Annotated in this window: 10 protein-coding genes and 2 pseudogenes; 8 read left to right on the top strand and 4 right to left on the bottom strand. The window is 62.3% G+C overall.

Features of this window, described 5'->3' with window-relative positions:
• Nucleotides 1–83: 83 nt before the first annotated feature.
• Both recB and recC read right to left on the bottom strand, forming a co-directional pair.
• Nucleotides 84–3,629, bottom strand: coding sequence for an exodeoxyribonuclease V subunit beta (gene recB / locus N1078_RS06300; protein ID WP_274087354.1), 3,546 nt, complete (start codon nucleotides 3,627–3,629; stop codon nucleotides 84–86).
• Nucleotides 3,626–6,916: an exodeoxyribonuclease V subunit gamma gene (gene recC / locus N1078_RS06305; RefSeq protein WP_274087355.1), complete on the bottom strand. Its 3,291-nt coding sequence runs from the start codon at nucleotides 6,914–6,916 to the stop codon at nucleotides 3,626–3,628. Before recC ends, recB begins: the two co-directional genes overlap by 4 nt.
• A gap of 134 nt (nucleotides 6,917–7,050) precedes the next feature.
• Between recC and N1078_RS06310 the strand changes: the two genes are divergently transcribed.
• The 7 genes and pseudogenes from N1078_RS06310 (at nucleotide 7,051) to N1078_RS06335 (ending at nucleotide 16,531) form a co-directional block, all read left to right on the top strand.
• Nucleotides 7,051–7,362, top strand: a complete 312-nt coding sequence (locus tag N1078_RS06310; protein ID WP_274087356.1) for a hypothetical protein — start codon at nucleotides 7,051–7,053, stop codon at nucleotides 7,360–7,362.
• A 168-nt stretch (nucleotides 7,363–7,530) separates the two neighbouring features.
• Nucleotides 7,531–9,780 (top strand): EAL domain-containing protein, encoded by a 2,250-nt coding sequence (locus N1078_RS06315; RefSeq protein WP_274087357.1) that lies wholly within the window; start codon nucleotides 7,531–7,533, stop codon nucleotides 9,778–9,780.
• A pseudogene (locus tag N1078_RS19630) lies at nucleotides 9,777–10,475 on the top strand (PAS domain-containing protein); the annotation flags it as partial. The gene N1078_RS06315 and the pseudogene N1078_RS19630, both read left to right, overlap by 4 nt.
• 285 nt (nucleotides 10,476–10,760) lie before the next feature.
• Nucleotides 10,761–11,366: pseudogene (locus N1078_RS19635) on the top strand (methyl-accepting chemotaxis protein); the annotation flags it as partial.
• 333 nt (nucleotides 11,367–11,699) lie between these two features.
• Nucleotides 11,700–12,830 (top strand): PilT/PilU family type 4a pilus ATPase, encoded by a 1,131-nt coding sequence (locus N1078_RS06325; RefSeq protein WP_274087359.1) that lies wholly within the window; start codon nucleotides 11,700–11,702, stop codon nucleotides 12,828–12,830.
• 95 nt (nucleotides 12,831–12,925) lie between these two features.
• Nucleotides 12,926–14,560, top strand: coding sequence for a Na/Pi cotransporter family protein (locus tag N1078_RS06330; RefSeq protein WP_274087360.1), 1,635 nt, complete (start codon nucleotides 12,926–12,928; stop codon nucleotides 14,558–14,560).
• 114 nt (nucleotides 14,561–14,674) lie between these two features.
• Nucleotides 14,675–16,531, top strand: a complete 1,857-nt coding sequence (locus N1078_RS06335; RefSeq protein ID WP_274087361.1) for a sensor domain-containing diguanylate cyclase — start codon at nucleotides 14,675–14,677, stop codon at nucleotides 16,529–16,531.
• Nucleotides 16,532–16,591: 60 nt separating this feature from the next.
• On the opposite strand, the gene N1078_RS06340 is transcribed toward N1078_RS06335, so the two are convergent.
• Together N1078_RS06340 and N1078_RS06345 are read right to left on the bottom strand one after the other, a co-directional pair.
• Entirely contained in the window at nucleotides 16,592–19,147 is a 2,556-nt protein-coding gene (locus tag N1078_RS06340; protein WP_274087362.1) for a TRAP transporter permease, read from the bottom strand.
• Between the two features lie 188 nt (nucleotides 19,148–19,335).
• On the bottom strand, nucleotides 19,336–20,307 hold the full coding sequence (locus N1078_RS06345; protein WP_274087363.1) for a TAXI family TRAP transporter solute-binding subunit: 972 nt from the start codon (nucleotides 20,305–20,307) through the stop codon (nucleotides 19,336–19,338).
• A 194-nt stretch (nucleotides 20,308–20,501) separates the two neighbouring features.
• Between N1078_RS06345 and N1078_RS06350 the strand changes: the two genes are divergently transcribed.
• On the top strand, nucleotides 20,502–21,527 hold the full coding sequence (locus N1078_RS06350; protein ID WP_274087364.1) for an AraC family transcriptional regulator: 1,026 nt from the start codon (nucleotides 20,502–20,504) through the stop codon (nucleotides 21,525–21,527).
• The last annotated feature ends 1 nt before the right edge of the window (nucleotide 21,528 follow it).

Here is a 21,528-nt window from a genome sequence, read left to right on the forward strand (position 1 = left end):
GAGCCTAGCGATACCCAACGCATGCGCGATAGACCAGACGATGGGTATCGCAGGCTCAACCCATCCTACGGGGCGGTATTCCATCACTTGCCCTCCGCAAATAAGGTATCCAACGCATCCAACAGCCCATCGCTGGGCCGCGAGAAGTACACCCCGGCGCTCGGCATGCCGCGCAGAAACAGGTAGTAGGCACCGCCCAGTTGCTCGTTGTGGAAGTCGTCTAGGCGCTGACGCAGGAAGCGCCGCAGCGCCACCAGGTAGATCAGGTATTGCAGGTAGTAATGTTCGGCGGCCAGGGCTTGCAGCAGGCGGTCGCCACCGTAGTAGCTGGCATCCGGGCCGAGCCAGTTAGACTTGTAGTCGGCGATATACCAGCGGCCGTCGTGCTCGAAGGTCAGGTCGATAAAGCCTTTGAGAAAACCCTTGAGGCTGTCGAATTCCAAACGCGCCGCCGCGTCGCGCATCGGCGTCGGGAGGCCGTGGGCCGGATCACTGAGGATCGCCCGCAGGCGCTGCATATCCAGGCCGGCAACCGGGAAGGTAAAGCCCAGTTCGGGCAGGCGGCGCACAGGGTTTAGCCCGCTCAAGGTCAGGCCTTGGCCATCGAGATCGCAGTCGACCACCTGTTGCAGTTGTTCCAGCGCCACTGCGCTCCAGTCAGTGCTGATGCCATGACCGCTCAGGCCTGGCTCAATCAAGTCCGCCAATGAGGCCTTGCCGCGCGCCCAGTCTTCCAGAATGGCGTGCAGGCAGGTGCCGGCCCGCGCGCCACGGGGGAAGGCGAAAAATCCGCTGCCCGGCTCGCTGGCATCGGGCATCACCAAGCCATCGCGGTCCGGTGCTTCCATGTGCATGCCGGCAGCCAGGCCGGAGAAGCTGCCGACGCGCCAGGCGCTGTGCAGGCTGCGTTGCAAGGTGGAGAGCTGCTGCGGAGCCGGCGCGCGCTGTTCACCGGCGGCACTGGCTTCGGCGTGACGCAGCGGCTGCAGGCTCATATGGCCATGACTGCTGCCAACCAACTGTTCAATTTCCGCACGCAGCCCTTGCGAGCTGAGCGTTTGCAAATGCCCGGCTAGCTCGGCCAGGGCATCGTCACCCGGCAATTGCCGACCGTGCAGCAACCAGGCCAGGGCGCTGCTGTGCAGGCCGCTGTCGCCGAGGGTGCCGTCCTTTCTAGGTTTGCAGTCCACCGGCCCCCAGTGCAACCACAGGCGATCACGGGCACGGGTGAGGGCCACGTAGGTCAGACGTAACTTCTCGGCGAAGCGTTCATGGCGGGCCCGCTCGCGGTGCGTGTCGAGCTGTTCGCTGCCGAGGTCGAGCAACGGCGTGCCGTCGTCGGCGTGGCAGCTGATGTCTTCATGCTGACGCAGCAACGCGCCGTCCCACAGGTAAGGGCAGAACACCAACGGGTATTCCAGCCCCTTGGAGGTGTGGATGGTGACGATCTGCACCCGCTCGGCATCGCTTTCCAGACGCAGCAGGGCGTCCTCGCCATGGGCTTCGGCACTGCGCTGGGCGCTGAACCACGTAAGCAATTGCTCCAGACCGGGGCGTTGCAGGCTCTCGGTTTGCAGCAACTCGGCCAGATGCAGCAGGTTGGTCAAGCGCCGCTCACCGTCGACCAGCGCCAGCAGCCGCTGGGCGACTTTCTGCTCATCCAGCCAGGCACGGAAAGCGCGCATAAAGCCTTGTTGCTGCCACAGCTGGAGATAGCGCTCGGCCGCTTCGCGCTCGGCGTCCCAGACTTGCGCATCCTCGGTGCAGGCGGCCAGGTCGGCGGCGCTGCGACCGAGCAAACGGCTGGCCAGGGCATAGCGCAATGCGCCTTCACGGCCCGGCTCGGCGTAAGCGGCCAGTACGGCGCCGAGCTCAGCCGCCTCCTCGCTGTGCCAGACGTTTTCTTTACCGCGACGCACGCTGGGCACGCCACGGGCAGCCAGCTCTGCGGCAACTTCGCCGGCCTGACGGTGACTGGCGACCAGCACGGCAATATCGCCGCCTTTGATCGGCGTGCGCGTGTCGCCTTGAGCAAAGTACGCCTCGCCCTGACTGCTGGCGGCCAACACGGCAGCGATGCGCCGCGCCGTATCGGTGGCGACCAGCGCGCCCGCCTGGCCCTTGCCCAAGTGTTCGTCATCCAGCCAGACCAGCGCCAGCGGTGCGTCCTGCTCGCCCTCAACCGGCGGCAACACCAACTGCGCACGCGCCTTGTCGCTGGCCCCGACCTGCTGATAATCCAGGCCGGGCTCGGCGAACGGCATGGGCCGGTCGAACAGTTGATTGAGTGAAGCAATCAGCTGCGGCGTCGAGCGGTGGTTGGTGGTCAGGCTGTATTGCCGCGCCGCCTCGCTGCGCGCTTGCAGATAGGTCGCCAGATCAGCGCCGCGAAACGCGTAAATCGCTTGTTTAGGGTCACCGACAAAACACAGGTCGCCGGCGTCTTGATAGATGCGATGGAACACCCGGTACTGCACCGGATCGGTGTCCTGAAACTCGTCGATCAGTGCCACTGGGTATTGCGTGCGCAGGGTGCTCGCCAAGTGCTCACCGCCCTCGCCCTGTAACGCCTGCTGCAATTTGTTGAGCAGGTCATCGAAGGCCAACAGACGCTGCGCCGCCTTGCGCGCGGGCAGTTGTTCGTTGAGCTGGCCGATCAGGTGGACTTGCAGGTCGATCAGGCGTTGTTCTGCTTCTGGCTGCGCAGCATCCAGGGCATCACACAGCTCTTGCAACGCAGCAGCCAGCGGATTGGTCGGCGCTTCGCAGCCCTTCTTGCTAGCCTTGTTCAGCCCCTCGCGGGCCAGGCGGCGGTGTGCTTCGGTTTTGCTGAACAGCGCGGCGGCATCGCTGAAATAACCGTCCAGCTCGGTCTGCCAAACACCCAGCTTGGCCGGGTTGCACATATTGCTCTTGAAGCCGTCGAAGGCTTTTAGCTGCTCCAGCCAAGCCGCACTTTCGCCCTGCCAGAGACGCTGCGCCTGTTGCCAGGCGGCGCGCAGGGCAGCCATGTCGCTGTGCGTGCCCGGCTGCGGCTCGATGCGCAGGTAGGGTTTACCGAGGTGATTGCGCAAGCGCTGACGCAGGCTTTGCGGGGTGATTTTCTGCTGCACCAGAAACGCCGCCCACTCTGGCTCGGCCACCGCCAGCTCATGCCGCCAGAGGTCGGCGAGCAGCGCGTCGATAATCTCGCGGTCGTCGTGGGTCAGCTCGTTATCGAAGTCGCCACCGGCCTCGAACGCGGCATCCTGCAAGGCGCGCTGACAAAAGCCGTGGATGGTGAAAATCGCCGCCTCATCAAAACCGTGCACCGCCAACAGCAGCCGCCGATGGCTGGCGGCGTCCGGGTACTGCGCATGCAGCGCGTTAAGCAGCGCGTCATCGACAGGGCCGTTGTCATACACCGCCAGCAGTTCGGCCAAGCGTTTGCGGATGCGCTCGCGCAGTTCAGCGGTGGCGGCGGTGGTAAAGGTCACCACCAGAATCTGGCTGACGCTGAGCTGCTTTTCCAGCAGCAGACGGGCGTACAGCGCGGTCAGAGTCCAGGTCTTGCCGGTGCCGGCGCTGGCCTCGATCAGCGAGCGGCCGCTGAAGCTGTCGTGCAATAGGTCTAACGCTGCGCCACTCATGCCTCGTCCTCGTCACTGCCTTGCAGGGCGTCCAGCGCCGGGCCGTAGAGCTGTTCGGCGAGCGCTTCAAAGCGTTCATCCAGCGGCTCGCGGTCGCGGAAGGCCAGGGCATTCCAAGGGTCTTGGCCTTCGCCGGTCATGTAGTCGTTGCCTTGCCACATCACCCGCGCCTCGCTGCGGGCGGCGTCAATCGGCTCTTTGCGCCCGGGTTTGCGCCATTTGCTGGCAAAGCCATAGCTGCACTTGGCCAACAGCGGTAGCGGTTCACACAGCGCACTTTTGTAGGCTTCGAGCCAGGGCTCCAGCAGTTGCAGAGGAGCCGCCAGCGGCCCCAGCCGCCATTCGCGTTTTGGCGATAGCAGACGGCTCTCGCGACTGATGCCGGGCGTCGCGGCACAATTGAGCAACAGGTGACGCAGCCAGAACGGCGCCAGCTCCCACGCGCCGAGGTCGCGCAGGCGGTAATCGAATAAGCCCTCACTGGTCACCCCGTCCAGCCAGCCGTGAATGCGCACGCCAGCCAGTTCGATATCCACCAGCAGCGGTTGCGCGGCATCGGCCGGACGCTCGTCGAACAGGGTGGGCGCAAAGGCGCGGATCGGCCCACGAATCTGCCCCCAGTGCGCCTGGCCCAGCTCGCCCACTGGCAACCAGCCGGATGCCGCTGCCACGGCGCGCTCCTGGCGCTCGCTCCAGCCAAGCTCGACGGCCTGCAACGCCAACTGGCGCAAACCATGCTGACTGGTCCACTCGACACTGAATGGCTCATCACCGGCCAGAGTTTCTTCTGTCTGCGCCAAGCGCAGGCCGAGGCGCTGCTCAAGCAGGTAACGCGCCGGGTGTTTGAAGCAATGGATCAGTTGGCTCGGCTCGATGGCCAGCGCCGCACCGCCCAGCCCATCTTGATCGGGGGCCGCCAATACACTGGCAAACGGCGCGGCACTTTCCACCGCCTGACTCAGACGTTGCGCCGCGTGGAACCAGGGCGCGGCAAAACCGGCATGACGGTCGCCGGCAAAGTTGCCCGGAGCGAAGGGTTGCAGCGGGTGATGATGGGTGATGTGGACGCTGGCCGGGCCGCTGGCAGCGACGGCGGTGAGGTCGACCACATCGAGCAACTCGCTGACCAGCACCGAGGGCGGCAGCTCGGCGTTGCTGCGTGGGTCGCGACCGACATAGCTGAGGTACAGGCCGCCACGGGCCGAGAGCAGGGTTTCCAGCAGCAGGTAACGGTCATCCAGGCGGCGGGCGCGGTCACCACGGCGGGGCTTCTGCCCAATCAGGTCGAAGCCGGCGGCGGGCGTACGGCGTGGCAACGCGCCGTCATCCAGGCCGAGCAGGCAGACCAAGCGGAACGGCAGGCTGCGCATCGGGACCATGGTGCAGAAGGTCACCGCACCGGTAAGAAAGCCGGACGCCGCGCTGCCCTGCTCCAATGCCGCGGTCAGTTGCTGACGAATCAGCGCCAGCTCAATCGGTCGCTCGACGCCGGAGGCCGTGGCCTGCTCCTGCAAGGCGGCGCAGGCCTTGGACAACAGCAACAAGGTGTCGCCGGCTTCCCGCTCATCAAACAGCTGGTCGATCAAAACTTGCAGCGACTCGGCCCACTCGCCCAAGGCCCGTGGCCGTTGCAGGCTCTGCGCCAACGCGGCCAAGCGCTCGACAAACCCAGCCAAGCGCCCGAGCAATTGTGCGCGAGCGCCTTCCAGCGCATCCAGCGGCCAGCTGCTGCCAAGCAAGGGCGCCGCCAATCCGGCGAGCTGCGGCGGCGCGGCAAAGCCCAGCAGCAACCGATCCAGCCCTTGTCGCCAGGTAAACGCGGCATCGGCCGGCAAGCCCAACTGCTCGCGATGCGCGTCATCGCGGCCCCAGCGGATAGCGGCCTCACGCAACCAGTCGCGCAGCAGACTGAGGTCTTCGGCTTCAATCCCGGCACTGCGGGCAACGGCGGGTTGCTCCAGCAGGGTGAGCACCTCTTCGGCGGTAAAGCGGCTGTCCGGCAGTGCCAGCAGGCTGAGGAAGGCTTCAATCAGCGGAATTTCCGCGCGCAGGCTGCGGTCGGCCAGGCTGAACGGCACGCGCGGCACACCTTCACGCGGAGCGAAAACGGCTTCGATATAGGGCGCATACCGCTCGATATCCGGGGTCAGCACCACCACTTGATCGGGCGTCAGTTCGGGTTCGGCAGCAAAGCGGGCGAGCAGTTGGTCATGCAGAATTTCCACTTCGCGCAGCGGCGAGTGAGCGATGTGCAGCTCCAGCGAACGGTCGTCGTCGCGAAATTGCAGGCGCTCATCCGGCTGCCGGGTATGCAGACGCAGGATGTCGTTCTGCAACGCTTGCAGCAGACTGGCATCAATCAGGTCGGCGTCCTCGGAATACAGGCCGATTTCCTGGCTACCCTCGCTGGAAGCCAGGCTGAATAGGCTGTCGAAGAAGTCGCGGCCCTGCTTGCCCAGACTCGCCAATAGCGGATGGCCGACATCCAGATACCAATCATCCGGACTGATCTCTTGATTAGCCGCTGCGCTTTGCGGTTGCCGTGCCAATTCACGAATATCGCGAATTTCACCCCAGGCTTCGCGGCAGGGGTTGAGGGCGAAGATCACCACTTCGGTGTGCCGCGCCAAACCTTCCAGCACGCGCATATGGTGCGGCGGCAAGCTGCTGATGCCAAACACCAGCACGCGCTCGGGCAGGTCGTTGATCGGAGTGGCGTCGTACAGGCGGGCCAGCAAGTCTTCGAGCAGGCGCGCACGGTGCGGGTGGCCGTCCTTGGTCAACTCGCGCCAGAGCAGCGCTTGCCAGGCTTCATCCGCGCCGAGATCAAACAGTTCGTTGCGTTCCCAAGCAGCCAGCCAGTCGTCGCGATACAGCAGGTATTGGTCAAATACGTCGGCGATTTTGACGGCAAGTGACAGCCGTCTGCGTTCATCGCCGCCGTCCAGGTAATGCGCCAAACGCGGTGCTTGCGCCAGCTGCTCGGGCTCGCACAGCCAGTCATACAGGCGCCAACTCAAACTGCTGGGGCTGAAGGCCGATTGCTCCGGCAGTTGGCCCAGACACAGACGCGACATATCCCAAACAAACTTGGCCGGCAGTTGTACTTCCAACTGCATGGCGATGCCTTGCTTGCGCGCCAGCTCCAGGGTCAGCCAGCGGCCCATTCCCTGGCTCGGCACCACCACCAAGGCCGGGGCAAACGGATCGTGCATTGGCGTGGCCAACAACGTCGTGGCCAGGGCGCCAAGGGTTTCAAGGTCGGGGGCGTGGTAGAGGCTAAGCATCGGGTAACCGGCAGGCTGTCGAGGGCGCTAGGTTAGCAGCTCATCCGCCACCTCGGCAGGTATCCGCATGGCACGGCCGTACTTGATCCAGATCAATGGTTTTACCCATGCCTGAGACTAAAGTGCCATCACTTATGAATATCTCAGCCCCCATGCACCGGATCATCTGCACAGACGCTTCGCTGAGTGGGCCACTGCGTGAGTGGCTGGATAATCAGGCGGTTGCTGGAGAGGTCATCTGCAGCCCTGAGGACTGCAGCAAAGCGCCCTTGTGCCGCTGGCTCGACCAAGCACCGCTAGGCCCAGAAGGCCGCGCGCACGGTGCCTTGCTCGATGCGGTGGAGACGCTGATACGCACCCGTCATGCGTTTAAATCCCGCGAGCTGGCTGAATTACGCAGGCGCCTGGAACGACTGCTCGATGAATTGTCAGACGATGGGGAATAAGGTAGAACTGTTGACCCAGTAGGTTCCGCCACGGCGGAGACCGGCTTTGCCGGGCAGGACACAGGGCCTGCAAGACGAAGCGCCGAAGCGCCGAAGCGCCATGTTCATCACGAATATGGTGCTCGGCGCTTTTTTTATGCCTGAAGAAAACAACAACAGGGAAGGAACATGGGCTCAGCTACCGCACTCAACGAGCTGATAAGGCGTATCGGACTCAACCGTCAGGAGATTCAGCAACGCTGCAACCTGCTGAACTGGCAGAGCAGTGACGCCGCTTGCCTGAATGCCGCTGCCGATAACATGAACACCGCCCAACAGACGTTTACCGATCGGCTTTATCAACATCTGGAGGGTTTTCCTGGGGCGGCCGGGGTAATCAGCGACCCGGTCACCCAGCAGCGCCTCAAACACAGCCAGCAGGCCTATTACCAACGGCTGTGGCGCGGCCCATACAACGCCGATTACGTAGACAGCCGTCTGCGTATTGGCCTGATCCATCAGATGGCCGGGATCGAACTCAAATGGTACTTGGCCGGTTACCGGCTGTACCTCGATGAAATACTTGCCCAACTGTTTGATGCGCACCCCAATCAAGCGCTATTCGCCAGCCTGCTCAAGGCCGTGTTCTTCGACATGACCCTGGCCATCGACACTTACAGCGCCGCGCAGCGCAAGGCCCTGGAAGACAGCGAAGCGCGCTTTGCCCGGGCCTTACGCGGGGCCAACGACGGCATCTGGGACTGGCACCTGGGGCACGACCGCCTGTATGTCTCAACCCGCTGGGCGGCCATGCTCGGCCTGGATCACGACAGCCTGGGCGAAAGCAGCGCCAGCTGGTTTAACCGCGTTCATCCGGAAGACTTGCCCGGTCTACGCCAAGCCATCGAAGCCCATTGCAATGGCAGAAACGCGCAACTGAATCACGAGTACCGTATGCGCAGTAGCACGGGCGACTACCTCTGGGTACAGGCCCGTGGTGTGGTCGAGACAGACGCCAGCGGCCAGCAACGCATGGCCGGCTCACAAAGCGATATCAGCGCACGCAAGGCCATCGAAGAACAGCTACAACATGCCGCCCGCCATGATCCATTAACTGGATTAGGCAATCGCCTACGCCTCGATGAACTGCTGCCGCAAGCCTTGCAGCAGCTGAGCCACAGCGGCGCTCGGGAAGCCGCCCTGCTGTTTATTGACCTGGATCGCTTCAAGCTGATCAACGACAGCCTTGGCCATCACTGTGGTGATCAGGTGCTGATCGAGATCAGCCGCCGTCTCGCCCATTGCCTGCGCCCTGGCGATCACCTGTGCCGGTTTGGCGGTGACGAGTTTGTCGTTCTGCTCACCGATTTAGCCTGTGCCGAGGATGCCGAGCAGGTCGCTCAACGTATGCTCGACAGCCTAAGCCTGCCGTTGCACCTGGCCGGGCAAACCCTGGTGGTCAGCGCCAGTATCAGCATCACCGCCTTGCAGCCCAGTGACGCCTCGCAGGATGCCTTGCAGGCCGCCGACCTCGCTTTATATCAGGCCAAGCAGGCCGGCAAGGCGCAATTCGCCCGCTTCAGTGAGGCGCTACAGGTCAGTGCGCACTATCAGTTGGAGCTGGAAAGTGCACTGGGCCAGGCGCTGGAGCGCGACGAGTTTGTGCTGCACTACCAACCCATCCTGCGCATCGAAGCACAGGGCACGCGCTTCGTCGGCGTCGAGGCCTTGCTGCGTTGGCAGCGCGGCAGCACCCTGGTCCCACCGCTGGAGTTCATTACCTCACTGGAAGACTCCGGGCAGATTATCCGCGTCGGTGACTGGGTGCTCAGCCAGGCCTGCCGTCAGGTGCGCGCCTGGCAACTGGCCGGGCAGCCGCATCTGCATTGCGCGGTGAACCTCTCCAGCCGCCAGCTGCTGCAGGAAAACTTTGTCGAGCGGCTCAGTGAAATCCTCCGCGACAGCGGCTTGGCCGCCAGCGACCTGATCCTGGAAATCACCGAAAGCCAGTTGCTGGAAGACAGCACTGCCACCCTGATTACCCTGCGCGCCCTCGCCACTCTCGGTGTACGGCTGGCGCTGGATGACTTCGGCACCGGTTATTCCTCCCTCGGTTACCTCAAGCGCTTTCCGCTGCACATTCTTAAAGTCGATAGAAGCTTTATCAGCGGTGCCTCACAGAATGCCGAATTAACGGCGATCAGCCGGGCGATTATCGGCCTTGGCCAGAGCCTGGGTTTAGAGGTGGTGGCCGAAGGAGTTGAACGCGCGGAACACCTGGATTTTCTGCGCGCCCAAGGCTGCCACATGGCCCAGGGCTACTGGTTCAGCCGCCCCTTATCAGCTGCAGAGCTACACCAGCAGTTCATCCCCCCCCCTGATGAACCGCGCCCCACATGCACCTCCCGCGCATCACTTGAAGAGCCGACAGAACAATGAAAATAAATCTGCCCGTCAGCCAGCGTGAAATCGATGTCCCCGCCAACGCCAACATCCTCTCCACCACCGACCTGAAAGGTGCGGTCAGCTACATCAACCCGGACTTCATCGCCATCAGCGGCTTTAACGAAGAAGACCTATACGGCCATAACCACAATATGGTGCGCCACCCTGATATGCCGCCCGCGGCGTTCGGACACCTCTGGCAAACCCTGAAAGCGGGGAAAGCCTGGATGGGCCTGGTGAAAAACCGCTGTAAGAATGGCGACCATTGCTGGGTCAGCGCCTATGCCACGCCCGTGTTGCGTAACGGCCAGACGGTGGAATACCAGTCAGTGCGCACCCGCACGACACCGGAGCGCATTGCCCGTGCCGAGGCGCTGTACGCCCAGCTCAATGCCGGCGAAAAGCCTGCACAACTGCGCGCGCCACGCATGGCCCTGGACAACCGCCTGAGCCTGCTAACGGCCCTGCCGGTGCTGGGCAGTGCGGCCCTGCTGGGTATCAGCGATAGCCTGCCGTGGCTGGCCGCCATCAGCGCCGGCGTTGGCCTGGCGGGTGTGCTGGCGCTGGGCGTGAAACTGACCCTGCGGCCATTACGGCAGCTGCATCAGGAGGCGCAGGCTGTGGCTGATAACCCCCTGAGCCGGTGGGTGTATAGCGGCCGGCGCGACGAATTCGGGCAGATCGCGTTTGCCTTGCACAGCCTCAAAGCCGAGGCCGGCGCGGTGGTCGGGCGTATTGCCGACTCGGCGCGCCAGCTCAGCCAGGAAGCCGGCGAAATGGCCATCGCCGTGGATTGCAGCAACCAGGCCAGCTTGCAGCAGCAATCAGAAACCGAGCAGGTGGCCAGCGCCATTGGCCAGATGGCCACCAGCGTGCAAGAAGTGGCGCGCCATGCACAACTCAGCGCCAGTGCGGCCAGCGCAGCTGATCTGGAAACCAGCAGTGGCTTGCAGTTGGTTGAGCAAACGCGCCAGCAAATCAGTTCATTGGCCGCAGAAGTCTTGCAAGGCCATACGGTGATCCAGCAGTTGGAGCTGCACAGCCAGGACATCAATCAGGTGCTCGACGTGATTCAGGGCATCGCCGAGCAAACCAATTTGCTCGCACTCAACGCTGCCATCGAGGCCGCGCGCGCCGGTGAGGCAGGGCGCGGTTTTGCGGTGGTCGCCGACGAAGTCCGCGGGCTGGCGCAGCGCACCCAACAATCCACGGCCAAAATTCACGGCATCATCCAGGCCCTGCAACAGGGCACACGTGATGCTGTGGTGATGATGGAGCGCAGCCAGGCGCAGGCGCACAGCAGTGTCGAACAGGCCATGCAAGCGAGTCAGGCGCTGGACGGGATCAACCAGCGAGTGGCACAAATCAGTGACATGAGCATCCAGATTGCCGCGGCCGTCGAGGAACAAAGTGCCGTGGGCGACGACATTCAGCGCAACCTCTGCACCATTCGCGAGGCCAACGAAGTCAGCGTTACGGCCAGCCAGCAGAGCCGTAACAGCGCCCAACAATTCGCTGAACTGGCCGAACGCCTGCAATTTCTGGCCGACCAGTTCTGGGGCACTCAACGCGCCGGCTAAACGCCGGGCGCGGCGCTGCCATCTTAGGTAACGCCAAGGCCGCCATTCGCCTCGCTGCAACAGCGCCGGCAGTGGCGGTGCAGCTGGCGTTGCCTACTCGGCCTCAAGCGAGCGCCTTATCCCGCGCCAGCACCATCACGCCTAAATAAACGCCGCGCTTGCCGGCGTGACGAACACGCGGACGGTCAGTTCTCAGAAGATTTGCAGAGCATCAACCGGGACAGATTAGGCATACCCATCAGCCTCTCGGCATGAGCAAAGTGCTAGGGTACAGGGACAGCCGTAGTCATACCGTGACTGCTCAGGCATCAGTGCAAACGACGAGACGTAGTGATGAGCCATACCTTAGAAACCGCCGAACTGGATGTATTCCTTTACTTGCAAGCGCTGCATGAGCGCGGCGGTTCAGATATGTTTTTTAGTGTCGGCGCGCCGGCCCACCTGAAACTCGAAGGCACCAGCCAGGCATTCGATCAGCGCGTGCTCAAACAGGGCGAAGTGCAGCAGCTGGCCTATCAGCTGATGAACCAAAAACAGATCATGGAGTTTGAACGTGACCTGGAGATGAACCTAGCGGTCGGCGTGCAGAATGCAGGGCGCTTTCGGGTCAACGTTTATTATCAGCGCGGCCAGGTCGCCATGGTTGTACGCTCAATTAAGAGCAACATCCCCAATTTTGAAGCGCTCGGCCTACCGCGCCTGCTGGAAAAACTCAGCATGCAGGACCGCGGTTTGATTCTCGTGGTGGGCGCGGCCGGTTCGGGTAAATCGACCACCCTGGCGGCCATGCTGGATTTTCGTAACCGCCATAAGGGTGGGCATATCGTCTGCATTGAAGACCCCATCGAGTTTCTTCACGCGCACCAGCTGTCGATCATCGATCAGCGCGAAATCGGCCTGGATACTCACAGCTTTGCGGATGCGCTGCGCAACGTCCTGCGCGAAGCACCTGACGTAATCATGCTCGGTGAAATTCGCGACGCCGCGACCATGCAGCATGCGCTGCATTACGCCGAAACCGGCCACCTGTGCATTGCCACCTTGCACGCCACCAGCAGCAGCCATGCAATCGAACGCATTGTGCGGTTTTTCCCCGATGATGCCCGCAAACAGGTGCTGGCCGACCTGGCGCAGAACCTCTTAGCGATAGTGGGTCAGCGCTTGGTGCCGGGCTTGCAGCAAAAGCGCGTAGCGGCAATCGAAATGCTGCTGGGCACCCCCTATATCCGCGACCTGATCCAACGCGACCAGCTCAGTGACCTGCGCGAAGCCACCGCCCGCGGGCAAGAACAGGGCCTGCAGACCTTCGATCAACACCTCTACCTACTGCTCGAAGCGGGCCGCATCACCCTGGCCGAAGCGCTCAAGTTTGCTGACTCACGCACCGACCTGGGCCTCAAGGTAAAACTGCAGCGCGGCTTCTCTGCCGAAGACAACGAACTCAAGGTGATGCGCGACGCCTGACGCGGCTCAATAAAACGACTCATAGCCCGTACAACGCCGCCATCACGTACTGAGCACATAACAAGCGCCAACAAGGCGCGTAAGAGACGGCCACCATGCTGACGCTGCTCAACCTGCTTTCCGCCATCGCCCTGCTGATCTGGGGCACCCATATCGTCCGCACCGGCATCCTGCGCGTGTATGGCTCGCACCTGCGCAAAGTGCTCAGCCATAACGTCAGCAAACGGCCCATGGCCTTTGCCGCGGGCATTGGCGTGACCGCGCTGGTGCAGAGCAGCAACGCCACCGCGCTGCTGGTCACCTCCTTCGTATCCCAGGGGTTGATGGCGCTGACCCCGGCGCTGGCGATCATGCTCGGCGCGGATGTCGGCACCGCGTTAATGGCGCGGGTGCTGACCTTCGACCTGAGCTGGCTGAGCCCGCTGCTGATCTTCCTCGGAGTGATCTTCTTTCTCTCGCGCAAGCAGACTCGCGCCGGCCAGCTCGGCCGCGTTGGTATTGGCTTGGGCCTGATGCTGCTGGCGCTGGAGCTGATCGTCGCGGCCGCCACACCGATCACTCAGGAACAAGGCATCCGCGTGCTGTTTGCTTCGCTGACCGGCGACCTGCTGCTGGATGCCCTGGTCGGCGCGCTGTTTGCGCTGATCTCCTATTCCAGCCTGGCCGCCGTGCTGCTCACGGCCATGCTCACCGGCGCAGGGCTGATCAGCCTGCCGGTGGCCATCGGCCTGGTAATCGGCGCAAACATCGGCAGCGGCATACTGGCCTTTCTCACCAGCAGCCTGCAGACCCCAGCCGGGCGGCGGGTAGCACTCGGCAGCCTGCTGTACAAGCTGATCGGCCTGCTACTGGTCATGCCCTTCCTCGACCCCTTGGCCAACTGGCTGGACAGCCTGAACTGGCGCCCCGAAGAACTGGTGATCGGCTTTCATGTGCTCTACAACAGCCTGCGCTGCCTGCTGATGCTGCCCAGCGTCGGGCTAATGGCACGCTTCTGCAACTGGCTACTACCGGATCGCCCGGATGAAAGTGGCGTGGCCCGCCCGCGCCACCTCGACCCCACCGCGCTGTCGACACCGAGTCTGGCCCTGGCCAATGCGGTACGCGAAACCCTGCGTATCGGCGACCTGATCGAGACCATGCTCAGCCATCTGCTGGAAGTGCTGCAGGGTAGGCAAACCGCACGGAGCAAGGAGTTGCGTAGCCTCGATGATGACGTCGATGCACTCTACAGCGCGGTCAAACTCTACCTAGCCCAGGTATCGCGTGACGGCTTAAGCGAGCACGACAGTCGACGCTGGGCGGAAATCATCGAACTGGCGGTCAACCTGGAACAGGCCGGCGACATCATCGAGCGCATGCTCGGTAAAGTGCAGGATCAGAAAACCGCCCAGCGCCACGCCTTCTCCGACAGCGGCCTGGAAGAGCTGACCAGCCTGCATCAGCAACTCACGGCCAACCTACGTCTGGGCCTTTCGGTATTTCTTTCCGGCGACAAGGAAAGTGCCCGCCAGCTGCTGCGCGAAAAACGCCGCTTCCGCGCCCAGGAGCGCCGCCTGGCCCACGCACATGTCGGGCGCCTGCACCACCAAGTGGTGCAAAGCATCGAAACCAGCGGCCTGCACATGGAACTGATCGCCGATATGAAACGCCTCAACTCGCTATTCTGCGCCAGCGCTTATGTGGTACTGGAGAGTGGCGAAACGGGGGCGCTGCATGTGGAGGAATAGGCCAGTCCTCGCGGAGTATGGAAGGTGTGCGCAATCGCGCCCCTCTTGTAGACTGCGCTGACGTTGCAGCCTTCGGCACCTCAGTTGCTGATTGAACACTAAAGGATAGTTCGCATGCATAAGCCTCGTTATCGGCCACTTTTAGCTGGCTGGCGTCTACTGCTTATCGCGCTGCTGGCTATCCCGACTGGTGCCCTGGCACAAGTGCTGGATGTAACCCGCATGCCGAACGCAGCGCTGTCGCTGACCACGGCCGTCGAGTTGCTGGAAGACCCGCAGCGCCGCCTAAGCCTGGCGGACGTACAATCGCCGGTGAACGCAGCCCGCTTCATCGGCGAAATGCCGCCCACTGCAGCATTGGCGCTCGGCTTTACCCGCTCGGCTTACTGGTTACGCATAACCTTGGGCAACAGCAGTAATGCGCCACTGGAGCGCATGCTGGTGGTCGACAACCCGCGCATTTCCTACGTCGAGACATACCTGCCTAACGCACATGGCCACTACCGGTCGGTCCGTACCGGCTGTGACACCCCATTTGACACACGGATCTACCCCAATCGTAACTTCGTCTTTCCCTTGAGCCTGCCGGCCCAGAGTAAGCAGGTGATCTACCTACGACTGGAGTCCACTGTTGGCCTGCTGGTGCCCCTACAACTCTGGACGCCTAAAGCCTTTCATGACTACGAGCGTGACGACTACGTGGCACAGGCGTGGTACTTCGGCATGGCCAGCGCCATGATTCTTTTCAACCTGATGCTGTTTATTGCATTACGCGAACGCATCTACCTGTTCTACATCACTTTCGTGACCTGCACGGCATGCACCCTGGCGATCAAGAACGGCATGATCCCGCCATGGTTCGGGAATGGGCTTAACCTTCATTCCAATGTGGCCTACTACTCGGGTGCCTCGCTGACCGTCAGTTCTCTGCTGCTGTTTATGCGGCACATGCTGGAGACGCACCGCCTCATGCCGAGGATGGATCGGCTGCTGCAGGGCCTGGTTGTACTATTCCTGCTATCGCCGCTGGCATTTGCGCTGGCGTTGCCGGCGGTCGCTCGCATGACAATCCTGCTCTACCTGTCCTGCGCAGCGTTGATCTTGGTCGTGGTGCTGATGTGTGCCTACAAGCGCCAGCGCAGTGCCTATTTCTTTCTTGGTGCCTTTGTACTGCTCATCTTCGGCGGCGCCATGACCTTGCTCAGAGCGTTAGGAATAGTGCCAACCAACGCCTTTACCGTGGACGGAGTTCAGCTGGGCTCGACCATGGAGATGCTGTTGCTGGCCTTTGCTCTGGCTGATCGCCTCAACGTGATGCGTAAAGAAAAGGCCAGGGTGCAGGTAGAACTGCTGCACGCCCAGCAACAGCTGGTGGACAGCCTGAAAATCTCCGAGCGCGAATTGGAGCAGAGAGTGGTGCAACGCACCGATGAACTGCAGGTTCTCAATAGCAAGCTTGAGGCATTAAGCCTGACCGACAGCCTGACAGGGATCGCCAACCGTCGGCACTTCGACATGCTCCTGCAGCAGGAATGGCAACGCGCCAAGCGCCTGGGCCAGCCACTGGCTCTGGGCATGCTGGATGTGGACCACTTTAAGGACTACAACGATCACTATGGCCATCTGGCTGGCGATACCTGCCTGCGCGAAGTCGCTCAGGCGCTCGCGGCCAGCCTGAGTCGCAGCAGCGACGTGGTGGCGCGTTTTGGTGGTGAGGAATTCGTCTTTATCAGCCCCATGAGCGACGCCCAGGATGCACTGCATGTGGCGCAGCGAGTCGTGCAGGCGGTGGCCGATCTCGCTCTGCCGCATGCCAGCTCGCCCATTGGTTATGTGACGGTGAGTGTCGGGGTGGTGGCCGTGCGGCCTGGCCCCGCGAGCACCGCCGAAGACATGCTGAGACGTGCCGACGCCGCGCTCTACCAAGCCAAGAACAACGGCCGCAATCGCGCAGAGCTGGCGGCGGAGTAAACCAAAAGCAACAAAGGCAGCCGAAGCTGCCTTTGTTGTTAACCACGACCAAACCGCAGCTTAAGCTTCTAACTTACGACGGCGGCGCTGTAACCAGACCACCAAGGCAAACAACAGGAAGCCGGGGATCCACATCAGCTCTTTGGTCATACGCTGGGTAGGCGCACGGACCTTGAGGATCTGCTGGTCGAACTGCAGGCCGGCTTCGGCGGCGGGGCTGGCGAAGGTCACGCTGTCGACCAGCACCTTGTCGCCGTCCTCGTAAGTCAGTAAGCCTAGCTTCTGCAGACGCTCATCACCGCTGGCACCCTCAGGCACAGGTAGCAATAGGCTGAACTCGCGCGCATCACCTACGGCATCCTCACCCTTGATGCGTAAACGCAGCTGGCTACCTGCTTCAACATCGCCAAGGGCTTGAGCCAGTTGTGCCGGCGGAATGTCGCGATAAGGGTCGTGCACGATGTCCATCCAGAAGCCTGGGCGGAACAGGGTGAAAGCCACCAGCAGCAGCATGACGTTCTCATACCAGCGGCTGCGCACCAGGAAGAAGCCCTGGCTGCCGGCGGCGAAGATCAGCATCGCCACAGTGGCGATGATGAAGATCAGCACGCCGTGCCAAAAGTCCACGTCGATCAGCAACAGGTCGGTGTTGAAGATAAACAGGAACGGCAAGATCGCCGTGCGCAGGCTGTAATAGAACGCCGCAATGCCGGTCTTGATCGGGTCGCCCTTGGACACCGCCGCCGCCGCGAACGAGGCCAAGCCCACCGGCGGCGTGACGTCGGCCATGATGCCGAAGTAGAAGACGAACAGGTGCACGGCAATCAGCGGCACGATCAGGCCATTCTGCTGGCCGAGGGTAACGATCACTGGCACCAGCAGGCTGGACACCACGATGTAGTTGGCGGTGGTCGGCAAGCCCATGCCCAGCACCAGGCTGAAAATGGCGGTGAGCACCAGCATCAGCAGCAGGTTGCCCATCGACAGTAGCTCGACCAGATCGGCCAGGACCAGACCAACCCCGGTTTGCGAGACCGCACCGACGATCATCCCCGCCGCCGCGGTGGCAATACCGATACCGATCATATTGCGCGCACCGGCAATCAGGCCTTCACGCAGGTCGATCACGCCATCCATAAACGAACCGTGAGCATGCGTGCCGTCGGTGCGTAGCCAGGTCAACAGCGGGCGCTGAGTGAGCAGGATGATTACCAGCATTACGCTGCCCCAGAACGCCGACAAGCCTGGGGACAAGCGCTCGATCATCAGGCACCAGACCAACACCACCACCGGCAGCAAAAAGTGCAAACCGGACAGCAGTACGGCGCGCGTTTGCGGCAGTTTGTCGAGCGGCGCGTCGGGGTCTTCGGCAGGCAACACCGGCACGCTGGCGGCGATTTTCAGCAAGCCGAGATAGACCAGCGCCAGCAGCGCGCCGATGCCCGGCAAGGCGAAATCGCCCAATGCCGGCTTGAGCCAGCCGAGGCCGTAGTAAACCGCCAACGATAAACCGCTGATCAGAGCAGCGCCGAAGGCAAAGCCGGTTAGACGGCGTAACCACGGCTTGGGCTGATGGCCGCCAATGGGCTGCAGGCCGAGTTTGAGCGACTCCAGGTGGACGATATACAGCAGCGCGATGTAGGAGATCGCCGCCGGCAGGAACGCGTGCTTGATGATCTCGACATAGGGCATGCCGATGTATTCGACCATCAAAAAGGCCGCCGCACCCATCACCGGCGGCATGATCTGGCCGTTGACCGACGAGGCCACTTCCACGGCCCCGGCCTTCTCGGCCGAGAAGCCGGTGCGCTTCATCATCGGGATGGTGAAGGTGCCGGTGGTCACCACGTTGGCAATCGACGAGCCGGAGATCAGCCCAGTCAAACCGGAGGCGACCACGGCTGCTTTGGCCGGGCCACCACGGAAGTGCCCGAGCATGCTGAAGGCCAGCTGAATAAAGTAATGCCCGGCACCGGCGCGATCCAGCAGTGCGCCAAACAGAACAAAGAGGAAGACGAAGCTGGTGGACACCCCAAGGGCAATGCCAAACACCCCTTCGGTGGTGATCCACTGGTGGTTGGCCAACGCATTGAGGCTAACCCCACGGTGCGCCAACAGCCCCGGCATATAGGGCCCGGCCAGGCTGTAGATGAGGAACAGCAAAGCAATGATGGCCAGCGGTGGGCCAAGCACCCGGCGCGTGGCTTCCAGCAGCAGGGGTATGCCAATACAGGCCGTCAGCATGTCCGCCGTGGTCAGGCTGCCGGGGCGCAAGGCCAGCTGCTGGTAGAAAATAAACAGGTAGGCGGCGCTGGCGGCAGCGACCAGGCCCAAGGCGATATCCAACAGCGGAACACGGTCGCGCGGCGACTTCTGGAACGCCGGGTAGGCGAGGAAGGCCAGAAGCAAGGCAAACGCTAGGTGGATAGAGCGGGTTTCGGTGTCGTTGAACACGCCAATGCCGAAGATGAACGGCAGCGGCGAGGCGATCCACAGTTGAAACAGCGACCAGAGCAGGGCCAGGCCAGTGATCACCTGGGCCATGGCCCCCAGAGGGGTGCGCGCACCCACATCCTGGGCAATCAGTTCTTCGGTGGACAGTTGCTTGTCATGCATGGGTCGAACCTGCATTCGAGAGTACGGAAAACGGCAAAACCCGCAGCCTCGCAGCTGCGGGTTTGCTTATGTATAGACGCTAGCCTGTTTCCAGGCCGAAGGCCGTCTTAAACCTGCCTTCGATCCAGCGAGCTAGACACTGTTGTTAATCCAACAGATGTTGCGCTCAGCAGATCGAAGTTCAGATTTTACAGCCAGCCGCGCTCTTTGTAGTAACGCACAGCACCTTCGTGCAGCGGCGCACTGAGGCCGACTTTGATCATGTCTGCTTCTTTCAGGTCGGCAAATGCAGGGTGCAGACGCTTGAAGCGATCAATGTTGTCGAACACCGACTTAACCAGCTGGTAAACCACTTCCGGGCTGGCCTTGGCCGAGGTAGACAGCACAGCCTTGCCGCCGATCGACGGAGTCGGTGCATCGTTGCCCTTGTACACGCCGCCTGGGATCTCAGCCTTGGTGTAGTAGCTCTTCGCCGCCAGCAGTTTGTCGATTTCAGCGCCGGTCACCGGCACCAGGACCGCGTCGGTGGTGGTGGTGGCTTCCTGGATCGCGCCATTCGGATGACCAACGAAGTAGGTCATCGCATCGATGTTGTTGTCGCCCAGCGCCGAGGCTTGCTCAGCTGGCTTCAACTCAGCGGCCAGGGAGAACGCCGAACGGTCCCAACCTTTGACCTGCATGATTTCTTCCAGGGTGTCGCGCTGACCGGAACCTGGGTTACCGATGTTGACACGCTTGCCTTTGAGGTCATCAAAGCTGGCGATATTGGCGTCACGGCGAGCGAGAATGGTGAACACTTCGCTCTGCAGCGAGAACACCGCGCGGATGTCATCCATCGCGCCTTCTTTCTCGAACGGGGTTACGCCTTTCATCGCCTTGAACTGGTGGTCCGACTGCATGATGCCGAAGTTGAATTCGCCGCTGCGGATACCGTTAACGTTGGCCACGCCGCCGCCACTGGCTGGAGCGTTGCACTTGATACCGTGGTCAGCTGCGCCACGGTTGAGGAAACGGCAGATAGATTGACCAGCCACGTAATAAACGCCGGTTTGACCGCCGGTGCCAATGGTCACGAATTGTTCTTCGGCCTGTACGGCGCTGCTCAGGGTAATACCCGCGAGTGCAGCTGACAGGGCCCATGCCAGGGATTTACCTTTCATGGGAGTTCTCCTTTTCTGTTTATTTTGGACCCGCACGCCCCTTTTGAGTGCGCCCGGAAGGACAAGAGTCTAACCGCTCAGGCGCAGGTTGCACGACGTAATAGCGAACAACGCTGGTAACCAGGTATTTATTGCCCCGCTCGCCGAGCGTCATATCGCTACCGCCGAGCCGCGGCTTTGGGCAGAATCAGGCCATGCTCAAACACTCGCTCGACTCACCCCACACCTCGGTTAGCGCCAGCATCACCCTCGCGGTGCTGCATGCCGCCAGCCGCCTGGGCATTGATCGCAGCCAATTGATGAGTGCATGCGCGCTCAGCGACAGCCAGCTCAGTGACCCCGATGCCCGCGTGCCTTTCGCCACCCAGGAACAGCTGTGGCAACACCTCAGCCGCATCGAACAAGCCGAACCCGGCCTGGCCCTGGGTTGCAACCTCGCCCCCGGCCCGTTCAGCGTGCTCGGTTACCTGCTGCAAAGTAGCCCCACATTAGGTGATGCGCTGGACGCCGGGCGGCGCTATCAGCGTCTGGTGGGCGAAGGCGGCGAAGTGCAATTGCACGAACAGGGCGATGAACTGCAACTGCTCTATCGCCCGCTGCACCCCGAGCTACCCGCTACCCGTACCCGCGTCTTGGCACTGATGGCCTGCTGGGTGCAGATGCTGCATCCGTTGCTGGATGACTGGCAGCTGCTGCGCGCGCAATTTGTGCACCCGCAGCCGCCCGTACTGGACAGCTACACCGCGATCTTCGCCTGCCCGTTGCAGTTTTCCGCCAGTGATTACGGCATTGTCCTGCCACGCCGCCTGGCCAGCGCGCCGCTGATCCAGGCCAACCCACCGTTGCAAACGCTGTTGCGCCAGCATGCCGAAGCCCTACTCGCGCGGCTGCCCAGCGCCGGGCTGAGCGCCCGTGTGGTGGCCTTGCTGGGCGAGCAGTTGGCGCGCGGCGAACCGGACCGCAGCGAACTGGCGCGCCACCTACACCTGAGCGAGCGCACCCTGCAGCGGCGCCTGGCCGAAGAAGGCTGCCACTACCAACAACTGCTCAACGACACCCGCCGACAACTGGCCGAACAGCACCTGAGCAGTGGCGACTTACCCGCCGCAGAAATTGCCCTGCTGCTGGGCTATTCGGAACCCAGCGTATTCTTCCGCGCGTTTCGCCAATGGACCGGGCTCACGCCAGGCGAGTATCGCGCTCGGCAGAAAGCGCTCTAGC

Origin of the sequence: Pseudomonas sp. MIL19, from assembly GCF_028680365.1 — a bacterium.
In the GTDB taxonomy this organism is placed as follows: Bacteria; Pseudomonadota; Gammaproteobacteria; order Pseudomonadales; family Pseudomonadaceae; genus Aquipseudomonas; species Aquipseudomonas spirodelae.